The organism is Shigella sp. FC1661 (assembly GCF_001712525.1).
GTDB classification, from domain to species: Bacteria; Pseudomonadota; Gammaproteobacteria; order Enterobacterales; family Enterobacteriaceae; genus Escherichia; species Escherichia coli.
Genome location: NZ_MDGW01000111.1, coordinates 49,729 through 70,145, shown reverse-complemented (window position 1 = coordinate 70,145; position 20,417 = coordinate 49,729). Strand labels below are relative to the sequence as shown.

17 protein-coding genes and 4 pseudogenes are annotated in these 20,417 nt (G+C 52.6%); 6 read left to right on the top strand and 15 right to left on the bottom strand.

Annotated features, from left to right (window positions below):
* Positions 1–200 (bottom strand): IS1 family transposase (locus BFF42_RS08275; protein ID WP_001638972.1); only part of this gene is annotated, 200 nt, incomplete at its 3' end.
* Positions 201–255: 55 nt separating this feature from the next.
* Here BFF42_RS08275 and BFF42_RS08270 point away from each other — a divergent pair.
* The 3 genes and pseudogenes from BFF42_RS08270 to hofC all read left to right on the top strand — a co-directional run.
* Positions 256–516, top strand: a pseudogene (locus BFF42_RS08270) (prepilin peptidase-dependent pilin); the annotation flags it as partial.
* Between the two features lie 9 nt (positions 517–525).
* Positions 526–1,900: pseudogene (gspE, locus tag BFF42_RS08265) on the top strand (type II secretion system protein GspE).
* Entirely contained in the window at positions 1,890–3,092 is a 1,203-nt protein-coding gene (gene hofC, locus BFF42_RS08260; protein WP_000157234.1) for a protein transport protein HofC, read from the top strand. Before gspE ends, hofC begins: the two are co-directional and overlap by 11 nt.
* Before the next feature lie 34 nt (positions 3,093–3,126).
* On the opposite strand, the gene guaC is transcribed toward hofC, so the two are convergent.
* Positions 3,127–4,170 carry a GMP reductase gene (gene guaC, locus BFF42_RS08255; protein WP_001217317.1) on the bottom strand — a complete coding sequence of 348 codons (1,044 nt, stop codon included), beginning with the start codon at positions 4,168–4,170 and terminating at the stop codon, positions 3,127–3,129.
* A gap of 155 nt (positions 4,171–4,325) precedes the next feature.
* Positions 4,326–4,370 carry a protein YacM gene (locus BFF42_RS27220; RefSeq protein WP_120795372.1) on the bottom strand — a complete coding sequence of 15 codons (45 nt, stop codon included), beginning with the start codon at positions 4,368–4,370 and terminating at the stop codon, positions 4,326–4,328.
* A 24-nt stretch (positions 4,371–4,394) separates the two neighbouring features.
* Here BFF42_RS27220 and coaE point away from each other — a divergent pair, with 24 nt between their 5' ends.
* The 3 genes from coaE to yacG are packed head-to-tail and all read left to right on the top strand — an operon-like array spanning position 4,395 to position 5,965.
* On the top strand, positions 4,395–5,015 hold the full coding sequence (gene coaE, locus BFF42_RS08250) for a dephospho-CoA kinase (protein ID WP_001269520.1): 621 nt from the start codon (positions 4,395–4,397) through the stop codon (positions 5,013–5,015).
* Complete coding sequence (gene zapD, locus BFF42_RS08245; RefSeq protein ID WP_001194731.1) at positions 5,015–5,758, top strand: cell division protein ZapD; 744 nt, start codon at positions 5,015–5,017, stop codon at positions 5,756–5,758. The genes coaE and zapD overlap by 1 nt, the downstream gene beginning before the upstream one ends.
* 9 nt (positions 5,759–5,767) lie before the next feature.
* Entirely contained in the window at positions 5,768–5,965 is a 198-nt protein-coding gene (yacG, locus tag BFF42_RS08240) for a DNA gyrase inhibitor YacG (protein ID WP_000005042.1), read from the top strand.
* Positions 5,966–6,071: 106 nt separating this feature from the next.
* Here the strand turns inward: yacG and mutT are convergent, their stop codons facing one another.
* The 12 genes and pseudogenes from mutT to murD form a co-directional block, all read right to left on the bottom strand.
* A complete protein-coding gene (gene mutT, locus BFF42_RS08235) occupies positions 6,072–6,461 on the bottom strand; it encodes an 8-oxo-dGTP diphosphatase MutT (protein WP_000736004.1) in 390 nt (129 codons plus the stop codon).
* 59 nt (positions 6,462–6,520) lie between these two features.
* Positions 6,521–9,225 (bottom strand): annotated as a pseudogene (secA, locus tag BFF42_RS08230) (preprotein translocase subunit SecA).
* A 61-nt stretch (positions 9,226–9,286) separates the two neighbouring features.
* Positions 9,287–9,799, bottom strand: a complete 513-nt coding sequence (gene secM / locus BFF42_RS08225; protein WP_024258549.1) for a secA translation cis-regulator SecM — start codon at positions 9,797–9,799, stop codon at positions 9,287–9,289.
* Positions 9,800–10,029: 230 nt separating this feature from the next.
* Entirely contained in the window at positions 10,030–10,947 is a 918-nt protein-coding gene (lpxC, locus tag BFF42_RS08220; protein WP_000595479.1) for a UDP-3-O-acyl-N-acetylglucosamine deacetylase, read from the bottom strand.
* A gap of 100 nt (positions 10,948–11,047) precedes the next feature.
* Complete coding sequence (ftsZ, locus tag BFF42_RS08215) at positions 11,048–12,199, bottom strand: cell division protein FtsZ (RefSeq protein ID WP_000462776.1); 1,152 nt, start codon at positions 12,197–12,199, stop codon at positions 11,048–11,050.
* Between the two features lie 60 nt (positions 12,200–12,259).
* Positions 12,260–13,521 (bottom strand): annotated as a pseudogene (ftsA, locus tag BFF42_RS08210) (cell division protein FtsA).
* Positions 13,518–14,348: a cell division protein FtsQ gene (ftsQ, locus tag BFF42_RS08205; protein ID WP_000075744.1), complete on the bottom strand. Its 831-nt coding sequence runs from the start codon at positions 14,346–14,348 to the stop codon at positions 13,518–13,520. The pseudogene ftsA and the gene ftsQ overlap by 4 nt, the downstream one beginning before the upstream one ends.
* A gap of 1 nt (position 14,349) precedes the next feature.
* On the bottom strand, positions 14,350–15,270 hold the full coding sequence (gene ddlB / locus BFF42_RS08200) for a D-alanine--D-alanine ligase (RefSeq protein WP_000130053.1): 921 nt from the start codon (positions 15,268–15,270) through the stop codon (positions 14,350–14,352).
* Positions 15,263–16,738: a UDP-N-acetylmuramate--L-alanine ligase gene (gene murC, locus BFF42_RS08195; protein WP_001096043.1), complete on the bottom strand. Its 1,476-nt coding sequence runs from the start codon at positions 16,736–16,738 to the stop codon at positions 15,263–15,265. Before murC ends, ddlB begins: the two co-directional genes overlap by 8 nt.
* A 53-nt stretch (positions 16,739–16,791) precedes the next feature.
* A complete protein-coding gene (murG, locus tag BFF42_RS08190; protein WP_000016552.1) occupies positions 16,792–17,859 on the bottom strand; it encodes an undecaprenyldiphospho-muramoylpentapeptide beta-N-acetylglucosaminyltransferase in 1,068 nt (355 codons plus the stop codon).
* Positions 17,856–19,100 (bottom strand): cell division protein FtsW, encoded by a 1,245-nt coding sequence (gene ftsW, locus BFF42_RS08185; RefSeq protein WP_001369939.1) that lies wholly within the window; start codon positions 19,098–19,100, stop codon positions 17,856–17,858. The genes murG and ftsW overlap by 4 nt, the downstream gene beginning before the upstream one ends.
* Positions 19,100–20,416 carry a UDP-N-acetylmuramoyl-L-alanine--D-glutamate ligase gene (gene murD / locus BFF42_RS08180; protein ID WP_000796488.1) on the bottom strand — a complete coding sequence of 439 codons (1,317 nt, stop codon included), beginning with the start codon at positions 20,414–20,416 and terminating at the stop codon, positions 19,100–19,102. Before murD ends, ftsW begins: the two co-directional genes overlap by 1 nt.
* Position 20,417 lies beyond the last annotated feature (1 nt).

Genomic DNA, 20,417 nt, shown 5'->3' with positions numbered 1-20,417 from the left:
CGACATCCGACGCCATTCATGGCCATATCAATGATTTTCTGGTGCGTACCGGGCTGAGAGGCGGTGTAAGTGAACTGTAGTTGCCATGTTTTACGGCAATGAGAGCAGAGATAGCGCTGATGTCCGGCAGTGCTTTTGCCGTTACGCACCACGCCTTCAGTAGCGGAGCAGGAAGGACATCTGATGGAAATGGAAGCCACGCAAGCACCTTTAAATCACCATCATACACTAAATCAGTAAGTTGGCAGCATTACCGGTGGATTAGATACCTGCGACGGTGGCAGCAATGGCATTCCCTCGCCTACCACCACCCGCTATGTTTCAGCCATGAGTGTGGCAAAAGGCGTGGTGTCGCTGACCGGGCAAGAAAGTCTCAATGGACTAAGCGTCGTCATGACGCCAGGTTGGGATAACGCAAACGGCGTCACCGGCTGGGCGCGCAACTGCAATATTCAAAGTGACAGCGCATTGCAGCAAGCCTGCGAAGATGTCTTCCGCTTTGATGACGCCAACTAAGGAGCGGCAATGAATATTCCACAGCTCACCGCCCTGTGTCTGCGTTATCAGGGAGTCTTGCTGGATGCCAGCGAAGAGGTGGTTCATGTTGCGGTAGTCGATGCACCTTCGCATGAGTTGCTGGACGCATTGCATTTCGCTACCACCAAACGTATTGAGATCACCTGCTGGACGCGCCAACAAATGGAAGGCCACGCCAGTCGCACACAACAGACATTGCCCGTAGCTGTTCAGGAGAAGCATCAGTCGAAAGCAGAGTTGCTGACTCGAACGTTACAATCTGCGCTGGAACAACGTGCGTCTGATATTCATATCGAACCAGCGGACAATGCCTACCGCATCCGCTTGCGTATCGACGGCGTATTGCATCCTTTACCGGATGTTTCACCGGATGCCGGAGTCGCATTAACCGCCAGATTAAAAGTGCTGGGAAACCTGGATATTGCGGAACATCGCCTGCCGCAGGACGGGCAATTCACTGTCGAACTGGCAGGAAACGCCGTCTCATTTCGTATTGCGACCTTACCATGTCGGGGTGGTGAAAAGGTAGTATTAAGGTTGTTACAGCAGGTGAACCAGGCACTGGATGTTAACACGCTGGGAATGCAGCCGTTACAACTGGCGGACTTTGCTCATGCCTTGCAACAACCACAGGGACTGGTGCTGGTAACTGGCCCTACAGGCAGCGGCAAAACGGTCACGCTTTATAGTGCCCTGCAAAAGCTGAATACCGCTGACATTAATATTTGTAGCGTCGAAGATCCGGTTGAGATCCCCATAGCCGGACTAAACCAGACGCAAATCCATCCGCGTGCCGGGCTCACCTTTCAGGGCGTTTTGCGTGCGTTATTGCGCCAGGATCCTGACGTCATCATGATCCGATGGCGAAACGGCAGAAATTGCCATTAAAGCCGCGCAAACCGGTCACCTGGTGTTGTCTACCCTACACACTAATTCCACCTGCGAAACGCTGGTACGTTTACAGCAAATGGGAGTCGCCCGCTGGATGCTCTCATCAGCGCTTACGCTGGTAATAGCCCAGCGTCTGGTACGTAAATTTTGCCCACATTGTCGCCAGCAGCAAGGGGAGCCCATCCATATTCCAGACAATGTATGGCCGTCGCCGCTGCCCCACTGGCAGGCACCCGGTTGTGTACATTGCTACCACGGTTTTTATGGTCGTACCGCCTTGTTTGAAGTCCTGCCCATTACACCAGCCATACGCCAGCTTATTTCCGCTAATACCGACGTTGAATCGCTGGAAACGCACGCACGACAGGCGGGTATGCGTACGCTTTTTGAAAACGGCTGCCTAGCCGTGGAGCAAGGCTTAACCACCTTTGAAGAGTTAATCCGCGTACTGGGGATGCCGCATGGCGAGTAAGCAACTCTGGCGCTGGCATGGCATAACCGGCGACGGCAATGCGCAAGATGGGATGCTATGGGCAGAGAGCCGTGCTTTGCTGCTCATGGCACTACAGCAACAGATGGTTACCCCACTTAGCCTGAAGCGAATCGCCATCAATTCTGCGCAGTGGCGAGGAGATAAAAGCGCGGAAGTCATTCATCAACTGGCGACGCTACTCAAAGCCGGGTTAACGCTTTCTGAAGGGCTGGCACTGCTGGCGGAACAGCATCCCAGTAAGCAATGGCAAGCGTTGCTGCAATCGCTGGCGCACGATCTCGAACAGGGCATTGCTTTTTCCAATGCCTTATTACCCTGGTCAGAGGTATTTCCGCCACTCTATCAGGCGATGATCCGCACGGGTGAACTGACCGGTAAGCTGGATGAATGCTGCTTTGAACTGGCGCGTCAGCAAAAAGCCCAGCGTCAGTTGACCGACAAAGTGAAATCAGCGTTACGTTATCCCATCATCATTTTAGCGATGGCAATCATGGTGGTTGTGGCAATGCTGCATTTTGTTCTGCCGGAGTTTGCCGCTATCTATAAGACCTTCAACACCCCACTACCGGCACTAACGCAGGGGATCATGACGCTGGCAGACTTTAGTGGCGAATGGAGCTGGCTGCTGGTGTTGTTCGGCTTTCTGCTGGCGATAGCCAATAAGTTGCTGATGCGCCGACCGACTTGGCTTATAGTGCGGCAGAAATTGCTGTTACGCATCCCGATTATGGGTTCACTGATGCGGGGACAAAAACTCACGCAGATCTTTACGATTCTGGCGCTGACACAAAGTGCAGGCATTACTTTTTTGCAGGGCGTAGAGAGCGTCAGAGAAACAATGCGCTGCCCGTACTGGGTGCAACTTCTGACACAAATCCAGCACGATATCAGTAACGGTCATCCCATCTGGCTGGCGCTAAAAAATACCGGGGAGTTTAGCCCGCTCTGTTTGCAATTAGTGAGAACAGGAGAGGCATCCGGCTCGCTGGACCTCATGTTAGACAACCTCGCCCATCATCATCGGGATAACACAATGGCGCTGGCGGATAACCTCGCAGCCTTACTGGAACCGGCGTTGCTGATCATAACGGGAGGAATTATCGGTACGCTGGTGGTGGCGATGTATCTGCCAATTTTCCATTTAGGCGATGCGATGAGTGGGATGGGATAACGCTGGCGTGTTGCTCCACACCAGCGTTGGAAGATTACAGGTTGTTGAAGATGCGGTTTTCTTGTTCCTGCACACGGATAAATGTGGTGCGCTTGGTCAGTTCTTTCAGGCGTGAAGCCCCAACGTATGTACAAGCTGAACGCAGGCCGCCCAAAATATCACGCGCGGTATTTTCAACCGGGCCTCGCAGCGGCAGCTTAACGGTTTTACCTTCTGCTGCGCGATATTCCGCAACGCCGCCAACGTGACGTTTCATCGCAGACTCGGAGCTCATGCCGTAGAACAGCATAAATTTCTCGCCGTTCTCCTCAACGATGCGACCGCCGCTCTCTTCGTGGCCCGCCAGCATGCCGCCAAGCATGACGAAATCGGCACCGCCGCCAAAGGCTTTTGCGACATCGCCCGGCGTGGTGCAGCCACCGTCGCTGACGATCATTCCGCCCAGACCGTGCGCCGCATCGGCACATTCGATTACCGCAGAAAGCTGCGGATAACCGACGCCTGTTTTGACGCGAGTTGTACAAACAGAACCTGGGCCAATGCCAACTTTAACGATATCAGCACCGGAGAGGATAAGCTCCTCACACATTTCACCAGTCACTACGTTGCCAGCACAAATGGTTTTGGTCGGCCACGCTTCACGCGCTTTCGCAACGAACTGCACGAAGTGTTCGGAATAACCATTCGCCACATCAATACAAACAAAGTTTAATGCCGGGTTCAGGTCGAGAATCTGTTTAGTTTTTTCGAAATCCGCATCAGACGTACCGGTAGAAACCATCACATGTTTCAGCACATCAGCGGAAGAATTGTTGATAAACGCTTGCCACTCTTCGACAGAATAGTGTTTATGCACAGCAGTCAAAATATCAAAAGAAGCCAGCGCAGAGGCCATAGAAAATGTACCTACGGTGTCCATATTTGCGGCGATAATCGGCACGCCGGACCAGCTCTGATCTGAATGTTTGAAGGTGAATTGACGTTCCAGTTCAACATCGGAACGGCTTTTAAGAGTGGAGCGTTTAGGGCGGATGAGAACGTCTTTAAAACCTAACTTCAGATCTTCTTCAATACGCATGTGCGGATTCCTGGGGTTAATGGCTATAAGGGTAAGAGCGCAACTCCAGTGACGCTATCATACGCACTAATCAATGCGGCGCAAGACTGCGAAATTGTCTTTTTTTACGCTACAATCCCATAAATTTACCTGGTAAATAGTGAGCGAACGTTTCATCAATTTCGCTTTCGTGCACTCATTTTTAACGTTTTGATAATCATGATGAATTCCCGGGAATATAAATTATGAGGTATATAGTTGCCTTAACGGGAGGCATTGGCAGTGGCAAGAGTACCGTTGCCAATGCGTTTGCTGATCTCGGAATTAACGTCATTGATGCCGATATTATTGCGCGTCAGGTGGTTGAACCAGGTGCACCTGCGCTACATGCCATTGCTGATCACTTTGGCGCTAACATGATTGCTGCTGATGGAACATTGCAGCGCCGGGCCTTGCGCGAGCGGATCTTCGCCAACCCGGAAGAGAAAAACTGGCTTAACGCCCTGCTGCATCCGCTGATTCAGCAAGAGACGCAACACCAGATCCAGCAAGCTACTTCCCCCTATGTACTGTGGGTTGTGCCATTGCTGGTAGAAAACTCACTGTATAAAAAAGCGAATCGAGTGCTGGTGGTGGATGTCAGCCCAGAAACGCAACTTAAGCGCACCATGCAGCGCGATGATGTAACTCGCGAGCATGTCGAACAAATCCTTGCTGCTCAGGCAACGCGCGAAGCCCGCCTTGCCGTGGCAGATGACGTCATTGATAATAACGGCGCACCGGATGCTATCGCATCGGATGTTGCCCGCCTGCACGCACACTATTTGCAGCTTGCGTCGCAGTTTGTCTCACAGGAAAAACCGTAATGCAGACCCAGGTCCTTTTTGAACATCCACTAAATGAAAAAATGCGTACATGGCTGCGCATTGAGTTTTTGATTCAGCAACTCACCGTTAATTTACCCATCGTTGACCACGCTGGCGCGCTGCATTTCTTCCGTAATGTCAGTGAATTACTGGATGTTTTCGAGCGCGGCGAAGTCCGCACTGAGCTGTTGAAAGAACTTGACCGGCAGCAACGTAAACTCCAGACCTGGATTGGCGTGCCTGGCGTGGACCAGAGCCGTATTGAAGCATTAATTCAGCAGTTAAAAGCGGCGGGGAGCGTATTAATTTCCGCGCCGCGTATCGGGCAATTTCTGCGTGAAGATCGTTTGATTGCTCTGGTGCGTCAGCGACTGAGCATCCCAGGCGGCTGTTGCAGCTTTGATTTACCTACATTGCACATTTGGCTGCATCTACCCCAGGCGCAGCGCGACAGCCAGGTAGAAACCTGGATTGCCAGCCTGAACCCGCTCACCCAGGCACTTACCATGGTGCTGGATTTAATTCGCCAGTCGGCCCCCTTCCGTAAACAAACCAGCCTGAATGGTTTTTATCAGGATAACGGTGGCGATGCCGACTTGCTGCGCCTGAATCTGTCGCTCGATTCACAGCTTTATCCGCAAATTTCCGGACATAAGAGCCGTTTTGCCATTCGTTTTATGCCGCTGGACAGTGAAAACGGACAGGTACCGGAACGTCTAGATTTCGAACTGGCCTGTTGCTAAGGAGTGAAAATGTCAGAAACTATTACGGTGAATTGCCCAACCTGCGGGAAAACGGTGGTGTGGGGTGAAATCAGCCCGTTTCGGCCATTTTGCTCCAAACGTTGTCAGCTGATCGACCTCGGAGAATGGGCTGCTGAAGAAAAACGAATCCCCAGCAGTGGCGATCTTTCCGAAAGCGATGACTGGAGCGAAGAGCCAAAGCAGTGACATTGGTCTGATGCCGCACATAGGCCTGATAAGACGCGGACAGCGTCGCATCAGGCATCTTGTGCAAATGTCGGATGCGGCGTGAACGCCTTATCCGACCTACAGACTACAGACGCTTAAGCTTCGCAATTACCGGTTCATTGGCTGGCGGAAAATCATCGGCATTAAGACCGACCAGCGACATCCACTCACCGGGTTGCCCTTCTTTACCCCACGGCACCCCTTCCCAACTTTCGACCAGCCAGAACCACAGAGTTATATGCCTGTCCGGGAATTCATATGCCAGTTTTTCAAATAGCGAAAAATGTTGTGGGGTAATCCCGACCTCTTCCTGAAGTTCACGCACCACCGCCTGTTCCGGCGTTTCGCCCATTTCAATTTTACCGCCGGGAAACTCCAGTTTATTCGCCATGTGCGCATCTGCTGCGCGACGCGTTATAAAGATTTCATTGTTCTCGTTGCGAATAATACCTACCGCAATTTGCAGCTTTTTCATTGTTTTAAACCTATAAAAAAGGCGCAGAATCCTGCGCCTTTTGCTTCAACAGTTAGCTTTTATTGCAGGCGGCCATGACACTGCTTGTATTTTTTACCAGAACCGCACGGGCAAGGATCGTTACGTCCTACTTTGCGCTCACCGGTTTGCGCCGCCAATGCAGCTGCGGCTGCAGAGTCGTCATCCTGATGGCTAAGCTGCTGCATTTGCGCTAAACGCTCGGCTTCCATACGACGCTGTTGTTCCAGCTCCTCAACCTCTTCAGGCATACGTACCTGAACTTTGCTCAGCGTACTGATAACTTCATATTTCAACGACTCCAGCATCGCTGCAAACATGGAGAACGATTCACGTTTGTATTCCTGCTTCGGATCTTTCTGTGCATAGCCACGCAGGTGGATACCCTGACGCAGATAGTCCATCGCTGCCAGGTGCTCTTTCCACAGGGAGTCAAGCGTTTGCAGCATGACGCCTTTCTCGAAGTGACGCATCATCTCAGCACCAACCACTTCTTCTTTACGCTGATACACTTCGATGGACTGCGCCAGAATGCGCTCACGCAGCGTCTCTTCATGCAGTTCTGGTTCTTTATCCAGCCACTCGGCAATTGGTAAATCGAGGTCGAAATCGTTCTTCAGACGTTCCTGCAGCCCCGGAATATCCCACATTTCTTCCAGCGACTGTGGCGGAATGTAGGCATCAATGGTGGCTTTGAACACATCTTCACGAATGCTGTTGATGGTTTCGCTCACATCGCTGACATCCAGCAGTTCATTACGCTGGGAGTAAATGGCGCGACGCTGATCGTTAGCCACGTCATCATATTCCAGCAGTTGCTTACGAATGTCGAAGTTACGACTTTCAACTTTACGCTGGGCGTTGGCAATCGCTTTAGTCACCCACGGGTGTTCAATGGCTTCGCCTGGCTTCATACCCAGTTTACGCATCATGCCGGATACTCGGTCGGAAGCAAAAATACGCATCAGCGCATCTTCCATCGACAGGTAGAAACGGGAAGAACCAGCATCCCCCTGACGACCAGAACGACCGCGCAACTGGTTATCGATACGACGGGATTCGTGACGCTCGGTACCGATGATATGCAGGCCACCTGCTTCCAGTACCGCATCGTGACGTACCTGCCAGTCGGCTTTAATTTTTTCAATTTGCTCTGCGGTCGGATTTTCCAGCGCGGCAACTTCTGCCTGCCAGCTACCACCGAGCACAATATCTGTACCACGACCCGCCATATTGGTCGCGATAGTCACCGCAGCCGGATAACCTGCCTGAGCAACAATCGCCGCTTCGTTGGCGTGGAATTTGGCGTTCAGGACGTTGTGCTTAATACCGGCTTTGGTCAGTTCGTTTGACACCAGCTCCGATTTTTCGATGGAGATAGTACCCACCAGCACCGGCTGGCCTTTCGCAGTACGTTCTTTGATATCTTCAATGATCGCCTGAATTTTTTCCGCTTCAGTCATGTAGACCAGGTCCGGCAGATCTTTACGAATCATTGGACGGTTGGTCGGAACAACGACGGTATCCAGCTTGTAGATGGAGCTAAATTCGAAAGCTTCGGTATCAGCAGTACCGGTCATCCCCGCCAGTTTTTCATACAGACGGAAGTAGTTCTGGAAGGTGATCGAAGCCAGCGTTTGGTTTTCGTTCTGGATCTGCACACCTTCTTTCGCTTCCACAGCCTGGTGCAGACCATCGGACCAGCGACGGCCTGCATGGTACGACCGGTGTGTTCGTCAACGATGATAACTTCACCATCTTTAACGATGTAGTCGACGTCGCGGGTAAACAGCGCATGAGCGCGCAGCGCCGCCGTTACGTGGTGCATCAGCATGATGTTGGCCGGAGAGTACAGAGACTCCCCTTCATCCATGATGCCCTCTTTCACCAGCAGTTCTTCAATCAGCACCAGACCACGTTCGGTCAGGTTCACCTGGCGAGATTTTTCGTCCACCGAGAAGTGGCCTTCGCCCTGGAAGGTTTCGGAGTCTTCTTTTTCCTGACGGATCAGGTGCGGAATAATTTTATTCACGCGTTTATACATTTCCGAGCTGTCTTCTGCCGGGCCGGAAATGATCAGCGGTGTACGCGCTTCATCGATCAGGATGGAGTCCACTTCGTCCACCAGCGCATAGTGCAGTTTACGCTGTACACGTTCTTCAGGGCTGAACGCCATATTGTCGCGCAGGTAGTCAAAGCCGTATTCGTTGTTCGTACCGTAAGTGATGTCAGCTGCGTAAGCTTCGCGCTTTGCCGGTGCTGGCATGCCCGGCAGGTTGATACCGACAGTCAGGCCAAGGAATTCAAACAGCGGACGGTTGTTTTCGGCGTCACGTTGCGCCAGGTAGTCGTTGACGGTAACTACGTGCACGCCTTTACCGGTTAGTGCGTTCAGGTAAGCAGGCAGCGTTGCGGTCAGGGTTTTACCTTCACCGGTACGCATTTCGGCGATGCAGCGTTCGTTAAGAACCATACCGCCGAGTAACTGAACGTCGAAGTGACGCATACCAAAGACGCGCTTACTTGCCTCACGTACCACGGCGAAAGCTTCCGGGATCAGATTTTCCAGCACTTCGCCTTTTTCCAGACGTGCACGAAACTCTGCGGTTTTCCCTTTCAGTTCTTCGTCGGAGAGTTTTTCCATCTCCGGTTCCATGGCATTGATGATGTTGACCACTTTGCGCATCCGGCGCAGGGTGCGATCGTTACGACTACCGAAAACTTTAGTTAACAATTTGATTAGCATAATAAAATCTCAAACGCCCCGCGTTGCGGAGTTAATAAAATGAAGTAAAGGTTTATTGTTGTTAGGTGAGGCGTTGAGGGCCAGCACGGATGCCTTGCGCCTGGCTTATCCAGACGGGCGTGCTGAATTTTGCTTGTGGGGTAAAATGCGCATAATCAATGCGATAACCCTTTTCAGACGGCGTGCCTTCCTGGGTCAGCAGCGCGCTGAGCGTATCCAGTAATGCAAGATGTTGCGCCTGAAGAGGCAAAGATTCTTCAGCAACGGGCAGTGTTTGCGGTGCCATTGCGAAAGAAAGATGACGGATTACCGTGCGAATGGCATATTGATGCCAGTAATCAACGGAATAGTTCGAATTCGGGCGGCGTGTGTTCGCTTCCAGCAAGGCCAATTGACCAAAGTTAACTTTGGCTGAAGGCTCGTGGTTGCGGGTTGTCGCTTTTGCGGGCACGTTTGGTTCGGCGGCGTTGCTGAGCGCAGGCAAACCGAAACTCGCCGCGACCATCCCTAATAAGAGATGCGGCCAGAAGTAGCGTTTACCAAACTGTCGCCAGCGCGTCAGTATTCCACTCACGTTATTGCCATCCCGATCGAATTCAAACGTATTTAGCGCACAAATCTTATCATTAAAGCCTGAAGTCCACAGCATGAATGAAGATAAGTTGTGCGTAAAAGTGCTTAAGAAAACAGCGTTCGCACCGTTTTTTATAGCTCTTATAAAATTCAAAAAAAAACGACTGGTTCACCTGGCCGGAGAGAGTGCCAGATTTGCCAGTCGAATTTTATACGACAGTATAAATGTCGTTATGCCAGTACAGCTGAAGGCGCTTTGAAGGCCAACGGCAGTTCTGCGTCGTCCTGGAAGGTCACATATTCCCAGGCTTCCTGTTTCGCCAGGACAGCCTGCAGCAGTTTGTTATTCAGTGCATGACCGGATTTATAAGCGATAAATGCACCAATAATATTGTGACCACACATGAACAAGTCACCGATCGCATCGAGCATTTTGTGACGCACAAATTCGTCTTCAAAACGCAGGCCGTCTTCGTTCAGTACGCGATAATCGTCAACAACGATGGCACAATCGAAGCTGCCGCCCAGGCACAAACCACGGGACTGCAGATATTCGATATCACGCATGAAACCGAACGTACGCGCACGGCTGATCTGGCGCATAAACGCATCAGCGGAGAAGTTCATCGCATAGCGCTGGTTGCTGGAATCAATAGCCGGATGGTTAAAATCGATGGTGAAATCCAGCGAAAAACCATTGTACGGCTTAAATTCAGCCCACTTATCGCCATCTTCGACACGAACAGTCTCTTTGATGCGAACAAATTTTTTGGCGCAGTTCAACTCGTCGATACCGGCGTCAAGCAGCAGGTATACAAACGGAGCGGCGCTGCCGTCCATGATCGGGATTTCCGGCGCGTTAACTTCGATAACAATGTTATCGATGCCCAGGCCCGCGAGAGCAGCATTGAGGTGCTCTACGGTTGAAATCCGTACATCATGCTCGTTGACCAGACACGTACAGAGCATGGTATCACGCACAGATTTGGCATCGGCCGGGAAATCTACCGGTGGATTCAAGTCGGTGCGACGATAGATGACCCCGGTGTTGGCCGGCGCAGGGCGTAACGTCAGAGTGACTTTCTTGCCGGTATGTAAACCGACACCCGTCGCCTGAACGATACGTTTAAGTGTCCTTTGTTTGATCATCGTATTATCTCGCCAAATTACCTATCCAACCGAAGTGTACTATACATTCGGCGGGCCAGTTTAGCACAAAGAGCCTCGAAACCAAAATTCCAGTCAATTCTTAATCAGCTTGCTTACGCAGGAATGCTGGGATATCCAGATAATCCGGCTCTTTCGCAGTTTGCGGCGCATTGTCATTCACGACTTTAGCAACCGGCTTCTGCTCCTGGGTCAGCGGAGCCATCCCATGCTGCTGGTAGCGATCCATCACTGGCTGCTGAACCTGCTTATTGGTCACCAGAGTGATTTCAGGACGTTTGTCCATGCCGATACCTGTCGCAACAACGGTTACGCGCAGCTCGTCATTCATATCCGGGTCAAGAGAAGTACCGATAACCACAGTCGCGTTGTCGGAAGCAAATGCACGGATGGTGTTACCTACCGTTTCGAACTCATCCAGACGCAGGTCGAAGCCCGCCGTGATGTTAACCAGCACGCCGCGCGCGCCAGACAGGTCGATATCTTCCAGCAGCGGAGAAGAGATAGCCATTTCAGCAGCTTCTTCCGCACGGTCTTCACCGCTCGCCACGCCAGAACCCATCATTGCGTAGCCCATCTCAGACATTACGGTGCGTACGTCTGCAAAGTCCACGTTCATCAAACCCGGACGAGTAATCAGTTCAGCGATACCTTGCACAGCGCCTTTCAGTACATCGTTCGCTGCGCCAAACGCATCCAGCAGGGAGATACCGCGGCCCAGAACTTTCAGCAGTTTGTCGTTCGGGATAGTGATCAGAGAGTCCACATGCTTGGACAGTTCAGTGATCCCCTGCTCCGCGAATGCCATACGCTTCTTGCCTTCAAAGTTGAAAGGCTTAGTGACGACAGCAACGGTCAGGATACCCAAATCTTTTGCCACTTCAGCGACGACTGGTGCTGCACCTGTACCGGTACCACCACCCATACCCGCAGCAATAAAGACCATGTCTGCACCTTCCAGCGCCGCACGCAATGCATCGCGATCCTCATCAGCCGCATTGCGGCCAACTTCTGGATTAGCGCCAGCGCCCAGTCCTTTGGTGATACCGCTACCGATTTGAATCGTCTGTCCAACCGCTGTTTTACGCAGCGCTTGTGCATCGGTATTTACCGCGAAGAATTCAACACCTTCAATGCGCTCGCGCACCATGTGTTCAACAGCATTACCGCCGCCGCCGCCGACGCCGATGACTTTAATCACCGCGTCATTGGTAAGTTCCATTGGTTCAAACATAGTTTCTCTCCGATTTGTGCCTGTCGCCTGAGGCCGTAATCATCGTCGGCCTCATAAAAATTAAAACTCTTTTCGCAGCCAACTATTGAGTCGCTTGATCCACGAGCCAACTGATGCTGTAACACGTTTTTCTACTTCAGCTTCACCGTTAAGATGTGACTCTTTCCCATAGTGAAGCAATCCCACCGCCGTCGAATAATACGGCTCCTGAGCATAATCCGTTAAACCGGTAATGTTCAGCGGCGCGCCGATACGCACTTGCGTATGAAACACGCGCTGAGCACAGGCTGCAAGACCTTCGATCTGCGCTGCGCCACCGGTTAATACAATGCCTGCCGCCAGGTGATGTTTAACCCCTTGTTGGCGAAGCTTTTCCTGCAACTGCAATATCTCTTCGTTGACCAGGTTGAGCAGCTCGGTATAGCGCGGCTCGATCACCTCTGCCAGGGTCTGACGTTGCAGACTCCGTGGCGGACGACCGCCTACGCTCGGCACTTCCACGCTCTCATCTTTTCCAACGATGGAACCCAGCGCACAACCGTGGCGAACTTTAATCGCTTCGGCGTCGCTTGGCGGCGTGCCAAAGGCGTAAGCGATATCACTGGTCACGACATTGCCAGCATAAGGAATTACCTTAGTGTGGCGCAATGCCCCACCGGTATAAACGGCGATATCCATTGTACCACCTCCGATATCGACGACGCAGACACCCAGTTCACGTTCATCTTCCGTCAATACCGAATAACTTGATGCCAGTCCGGCAAATATCAGTTGGTCAACTTTCAGCCCACAACGTTCAACCGCTTTGACGATGTTTTTCGCCATATCGTTGTGACATGTGATCAGGTGCACTTTTGCCTGCATCCGCACGCCCGAAAGTCCTACCGGATTCTTGATCCCTTCCTGATAGTCAATCGCATACTCTTGCGGGATCACATGCAGCACACGATGTTCATCGCGCACACGCACCGATTTCGCGGTATGGACGACGTTTTCCACATCTTCTTGCGTCACTTCTTCTTCAGAAATAGGCACCATACCAATTTCATTCTGGCAGCTGATGTGCTTACCAGAAAGCGCCAGATATACCGAAGAGATCTGACAATCTGCCATCAATTCTGCCTGGTCAATGGCGCGTTGTACGCACTTGACCACGGATTCGAGGTCGTTCACCCCGCCTTTATCCATACCACGTGACGGGCAGCTGCCACGCCAATGATATTGACCATACCGTCGGGCAGAACTTCCCCTACTAAAGCGGCAACCTTCGCGGTACCAATCTCTAGTCCTACTACCAGTTTTCTGTCCGTCGCCTTGATCATTGTTGTTCTGCCTGTGCCTGATTTTGTTGCTGAGTAGATTCCTCTGGCGGCAAGGGCGCCCAGCCTACTGCCGCTCCAGAGTCATAACGCAAATCAACGTAGCTAATCCGTTTGCCATCGGTTTGCGCCTGCTGCTGTAAAACCGGATAAAGTTCTACAAAGCGAGCCAAACGTTTCATCGTATCGCCCCGGCCAAGATTGAGCTTAATATCGTTATTCAGCGTCAACTGCCAGGAACGCCGCGCGGTCATCGCCGCTTCCTTCAGAGTAAATCTGTCCTTTGCCAGCATCTGCCCCATTTCGCGATAGCCCTGCAACACTTCATTGGCGCTGCCTTCCGGGCCATACAGCATTGGAAGCACCTGCTTGCTGGTGCGATCTGGCGGCACGCTGAAGGTGTTTCCTTCCGCGTCTACCATATGTTGATCATTCCACCGCGCAATCGGCACATATTCAACCAGATGAATCTTCAATTCATCAGGCCACTGCTTTCTGACGCTCACCTGCTTAATCCACGGCAGGCGTTGTTCTATTTGCGTCTGGATGATGTTGACATCCTGGGTCATAAAGGTACCCGGCTCACCCAATGCCAGGATCGACTGCCGGATATCGTCATTACGCGTGTAATGGCGTTCACCGGTCAACACCAGCTTTGAGAGCGGCAGGCGTTGCGCATCTTCCATCCAGCCCAACACGACCCAGCCGCTCACCAACACTGTCGTTAAAACGGTCAGCAGGAAAAGGATCCCCGCCAGACGCGTTCCATTATTGCGGCGAGAAGAAACCTCTTCTTCGCTGTTTCGCGTGTTCAGAGCAGCCTGCGACATATTAGTCCGCCAGTTCCAGAATTCGTACTACCAACTGCGAGAAGCTCATACCTGCCTGACGTGCCGCCATCGGCACCAGGCTGTGGCTGGTCATACCCGGTGAGGTATTGGCTTCCAGCAGATAAAACTGTCCATCGCTGTCCAGCATAACGTCAATACGTCCCCATCCTTTGCAACCTAACGTCGTCCATGCTTTCAGCACTAATGCCTGCAAATTGGCCTCTTGTGACGCATCCAGACCTGCGGGGCAGAAATACTGTGTCTCATCAGAGAGATACTTCGCCTCATAATCATAGAAGGTTCCGGACGGTTGAATACGTATTGACGGTAAAATTTCTTCACCGAGTATCGCAACCGTGAACTCCGGCCCACTTAGCCATTTTTCAATCAATACTTCTTCATCGTGCTGAAATGCCAATCTTAATGCATCTTGTAGAGCATTTTCTGCTACTACTTTTGACATTCCCACACTGGAACCTTCGCGGCTCGGCTTAACGATAACCGGCAAACCCAGAGCAGAAATTTCTGCTAACTGCTTATCGCTCAGGCCTTTTTCAAACTCTGCGCGGGTTAACGCTACCCACGGCGCGACCGGTAAACCGGCACCTTGCCACAGCAGTTTGCTGCGTAGTTTATCCATTGAAAGCGCAGATGCCATCACTCCGCTGCCGGTATAAGGCAAGCCCATCAGCTCGAGCATGCCCTGCAGCGTACCATCTTCACCGCCGCGACCGTGTAGCGCGATAAACACTTTCTGAAAACCCATCGACTTCAGTTGCGTCACGTCGACTTCTTTCGGGTCGACAGGATACGCATCAATACCACCTTCACGCAGCCCGGCTAACACCGCTGCGCCAGAATTCAGAGAAACTTCCCGCTCAGCGGAAGTCCCGCCCAACAGGACCGCGATTTTATCAGTCATGTTGTTCTTCCTCCGGAGTTTGCGGCTTCAGTTTGATTTCAGCTAAAGAACGGGCAATTTTTCCGATATTACCAGCCCCCTGAACGAGAATCAGGTCGTTACCGGTTAATACCGGTGCCAGCATCTCGGCTACCTGCGCAGGGTCCGGCACCAGAATGGGATCAATTTTCCCACGTCCACGAATTGTGCGACACAGCGAACGGCTGTCCGCTCCCGGAATTGGCGCTTCGCCAGCCGGATACACTTCCAGCATCAACAGGGTATCAACCTGTGTCAGCACATTGGCGAAATCATCATACAGGTCGCGCGTACGGGTAAAACGGTGCGGCTGAAACAGCATTACCAGGTTTTTATCCGGCCAGCCTGCGCGCGCCGCTTTAATGGTGGCGTCAACTTCCGTCGGGTGGTGGCCGTAGTCATCGACCAGCATTGCCGTACCGCTTTTACCATTCACTGGCTCCAGCGGGAATTCACCGAGGAAATCAAAACGGCGACCAGTCCCCAGGAAGCTCTCCAGCGCACGCAAAATAGCCTCGTCGTCAATTCCCTCTTCCGTAGCAACCGCAACCGCAGCTGCGGCGTTCAGCGCGTTATGACGGCCTGGCGCATTCAGGGTGACGCGCATCGGCTCTTTGTCCTGGCGCAGCAGCGTAAAGTGCCCCTGCGGGCCAATCTGCTGATAATCTTCTACACGCACGTCGGCATCTTCGCTGAAGCCGTAAGTCGTGGTCTGACGTCCCACACGCGGTAACAATTCGCGGATCACCGGATCATCAACACACATCACCGCACGACCGTAAAACGGCAGGTTGTGCAGAAAATTAATAAAAGTCTGTTTTAAATTCTCAAAGTCGCCCTGGTAGGTATCCATGTGGTCGGCTTCGATATTGGTGACAATCGCCACCATCGGTTGCAGATGCAGGAACGATGCATCACTCTCATCTGCTTCGGCAATCAGGTACCGACCATGCCCCAAACGCGCATGAACCCCCGCCGCTTTTACCAGCCCGCCGTTAACGAAGGTTGGGTCGAGCCCCGCTTCTGCGTAGATGCTGGAAACCATCGCGGTGGTTGTCGTTTTGCCGTGCGTTCCTGCAATGGCGATGCCATGACGAAAACGCATTAACTCAGCCAGCATTTCGGCACGACGGATCACCGGAATACGCGCTTCATGAGCTGCGACAATTTCCGGGTTATCGGCAGAAATGGCGCTGGAAACAACGACCACGCTGGCATCACGTACGTTTTCCGGGCGATGGTTGAAATAAATCGTCGCTCCCAGATTCATTAACTGCTGCGTGACCGGATTTGGCGCTAAATCGGAACCACTGATCTGATAACCTTCATTGGCCAGAACTTCGGCAATACCGCCCATACCGGCACCACCGATGCCGACAAAATGTATGTGCCGAACGCGACGCATTTCGGGCACGATGGAACGCAGTTTTGCCAATTGTTGTGTATTCATTCTTTACGCCATTAACTTCTTAAATTCATACGATGCAAAAGGCATCGCTACAATTACGCCCGGGCAGCCCGGCTCACTTCATTTGCCACTCGCTCGGTGGCATCCGGAATGGATGCAGCGCGGGCGCGTTCTGCCATGGTTAATAAGGTTTCTCGCGACCACCCGGCCAGGGTGTTGGCGACAGCATCCACGCTAAGCTGTGGCTGCTCGATAATTTTGGCTGCGCCCGCTTTTTCCAGCGGTAGCGCATTCCAGTATTGCTGGCGGTCTTTATGTTGAAACGGCACAAACAACGCCGGTAGTCCTGCCGCGGCGATTTCACTCACCGTTAAAGCACCGGAGCGGCAAACGACGACATCCGCCCACGCATACGCCGCCGCCATATCATCAATAAATTCCGTCACTTTATGCTGCGGTTGCCCCGCTTCGGCATACGCCTGTTCAACGGATTGTTGCGAACCTTTACCGCTCTGATGCCAGATAGTGACTGAATCACCCAGTTTCGCAGCAACCTGCGGCATTGTCTGGTTAAGAATGCGTGCGCCCTGGGAACCACCCACTACCAGCACACGAACCGGACCTTCACGTCCAGCCAAACGTTGCTGCGGCAACGGCAGCGCCAGCACATCGATACGCACCGGGTTACCCACCACTTCCGCATTAGGGAAAGCGCCTGGAAACGCCTGCATCACTTTGGTGGCAATCTTCGCCAGCCATTTATTGGTTAAGCCCGCAATACCGTTTTGTTCATGAAGTACAACCGGAATGCCTAACGACCACGCGGCCAGACCACCTGGACCTGATACATAGCCGCCCATACCGAGTACCACGTCAGGTTTGTACGCTTTCATAATCGCCCGCGCCTGACGCCAGGCGTTGAAGATACGCAGCGGCGCAGCTATCAGTGCTTTTATACCTTTTCCACGCAGACCAGAGATACGAATGAAATCAATTTCGATGCCATGTTTTGGCACTAAGTCCGCTTCCATACGGTCGGCAGTCCCCAGCCAGCGAACTTGCCAACCCTGAGCCATTAGATGGTGCGCAACCGCCAGTCCCGGGAATACATGTCCACCGGTTCCGCCTGCCATCACCATTAATCGCTTTCCTTGACCACTCATCGTGAACCTCGTACAAACGCCTGCGCTTTCTCCAGACGCGTTTCATAATCAATACGCAACAGCATCATGATGGCTGTCGACATAATCAGTAAGCTCGAACCACCGTAACTGATCAGCGGCAATGTCAGACCTTTGGTCGGTAACATCCCCGCCGCCGCGCCTACGTTAACCAGCGCCTGGAAGCTAAACCAGATGCCAATAGAACAGGCGAGAAAACCGGAAAAACGGTGGTCAATTTCTAACGCTTTGCGGCCAATCGACATCGCGCGAAAAGCGACGAAGAATACCATTAAAAGTGCCAGCACCACACCGACATACCCCAGTTCTTCGCCGATAATGGCGAAAATAAAGTCAGTGTGCGCTTCCGGCAGATACTCCAGTTTTTGTACCGAGTTACCTAAACCTTGTCCCCAAAGTTCGCCGCGACCAAACGCCATCAGCGATTGCGTTAACTGATAGCCGCTGCCAAAGGGATCTTCCCACGGGTTCCAGAATGCGGTAACACGGCGGATACGGTACGGTTCGGCGAGTATCAGCAACACAACCGCTGAAATGCCCATACCGATAATGGCAATGAACTGCCACAATTTCGCTCCCGCCAGGAACAACATCGCCAGCGTAGTCACAAACACCACCACCACCGTACCAAGGTCTGGCTGTGCCAGCAGTAACACTGCCAACACCAGAATCACGCCCATCGGTTTCAGGAAGCCGCGCAGGTTATTACGTACTTCGTCGCCTTTACGCACCAGATAGTTGGCGATATAACAAAACAGCGACAGTTTTGTCAGCTCCGCAGGCTGGATACGCAGCAAACCGAGATCGATCCAACGCGATGCCCCTTTAACCGAGCTACCCACTACCAGCACGATCATCAGCAGGATGATAGATCCGAGCAGCATCGTGGCACTGTAGCGTTGCCAGAACTCCATCGGCAGACGCAGCGTAATGATCGCCAGAATGAATGCCAGGATCAGATAGACGCCATCACGCTTCGCGAAGAAGAACGGATCGTTGGTTAAGCGTTGCCCTATGGGCATTGACGCCGAGGTCACCATGATAAAGCCAATCGCCGCAAGGCCGAAGGTCAGCCACAGTAAGGTGCGATCGTACATGATCAGGCTGTCGGTATCTTTTTCCCGCGAGCCCATCACCCAGCCTTTTAGCGCCGTGGAGATCCAGACCAGGATACTGAATCCTGGCAGGCGCGGCATTTTCAGGCGAGGGAGAGATAAACGCATCAACCTAACTCCTTCGCCAGACGGGCAAACTCATTGCCTCGTTGTTCAAAGTTCTTGAACTGATCAAGGCTGGCACAGGCCGGGGAGAGCAGAACCATATCGCCCGGCTGAACACGCGGAGCCAGCAAGCGCATCGCCTGTTCCATAGTTTCGGTTTGTTCTGCCACTTCCGGGCGTAGCGCCGCCAGCTGCGCACCGTCACGACCAAAACAGTACAAACGCACGTTGTCGCCATTCAGATAGCGCGCCAGTGGACTGAAGTCCGCCGATTTACCATCGCCGCCCAGCAACAAATGCAGCGTGCCGTCTACCTGCAAGCCATTCAACGCCGCTTCCGTACTGCCGACGTTAGTGGCTTTCGAATCGTTAATCCAGCGTACGCCATTGTGCTCCAGCACCACTTCAAAGCGATGCGGCAGACCGGTGAAGGTGGTTAACGCTTTCAGGCTGCTGGCGCGCGGCAAACCAGCTGCGTCTGCCAGTGCCAGTGCTGCCAGCGCATTGGTGTAGTTATGCTGCCCAGAAAGTTTCATCTCTTTCACGTTCAGCACTTTCTCGCCTTTCACTCGCAGCCAGGTTTCTCCCTGCTGATGATTCAGGTGATAGTCACCCATGTTGACGCCAAAGCTGACGCAGCGTTCATCAGCACCGCGAATCGGCATTGTTAAGGCATCATCAGCATTGACGACACAAACTTTCGCATTTTCGTAAATACGCAATTTTGCCGCACGGTATTGCTGCAAACCAAACGGATAGCGGTCCATATGATCTTCAGTCACGTTCAGAATGGTCGCCGCCACCGCCTGTAAGCTGGAAGTGGTTTCCAGCTGGAAGCTCGACAGTTCCAGCACGTACAGTTCGCACTCAGCATCAAGCAGCATCAACGCTGGCAGGCCAATATTGCCACCCACACCAACGTTAACCCCCGCCGCTTTCGCCATTTCACCCACTAGCGTGGTGACCGTGCTTTTGCCGTTAGAACCGGTAATCGCCACAATCGGTGCTTGTGCTTCGCGGCAGAACAGCTCGATATCGCCAACGATTTCGATTCCGGCATCAGCGGCAGCGCTTAAGGATGGATGCGCCCGTGCAATACCGGGACTGGCGACAATCAGATCTGCCGCCATCAGCCATTCATCATTCAGACTGCCCGTGTGGCGTTCTACGGCTTCGGGTAATTTATCCAGGCCAGGCGGTGTCATACGCGTATCCATAACGCGCGGCGTCACACCGCGAGCGAGGAAAAAGTCCACGCAGGAAAGCCCGGTGAGGCCCAGGCCGATAATGACGACATTTTTACCCTGATAATCAGCCATG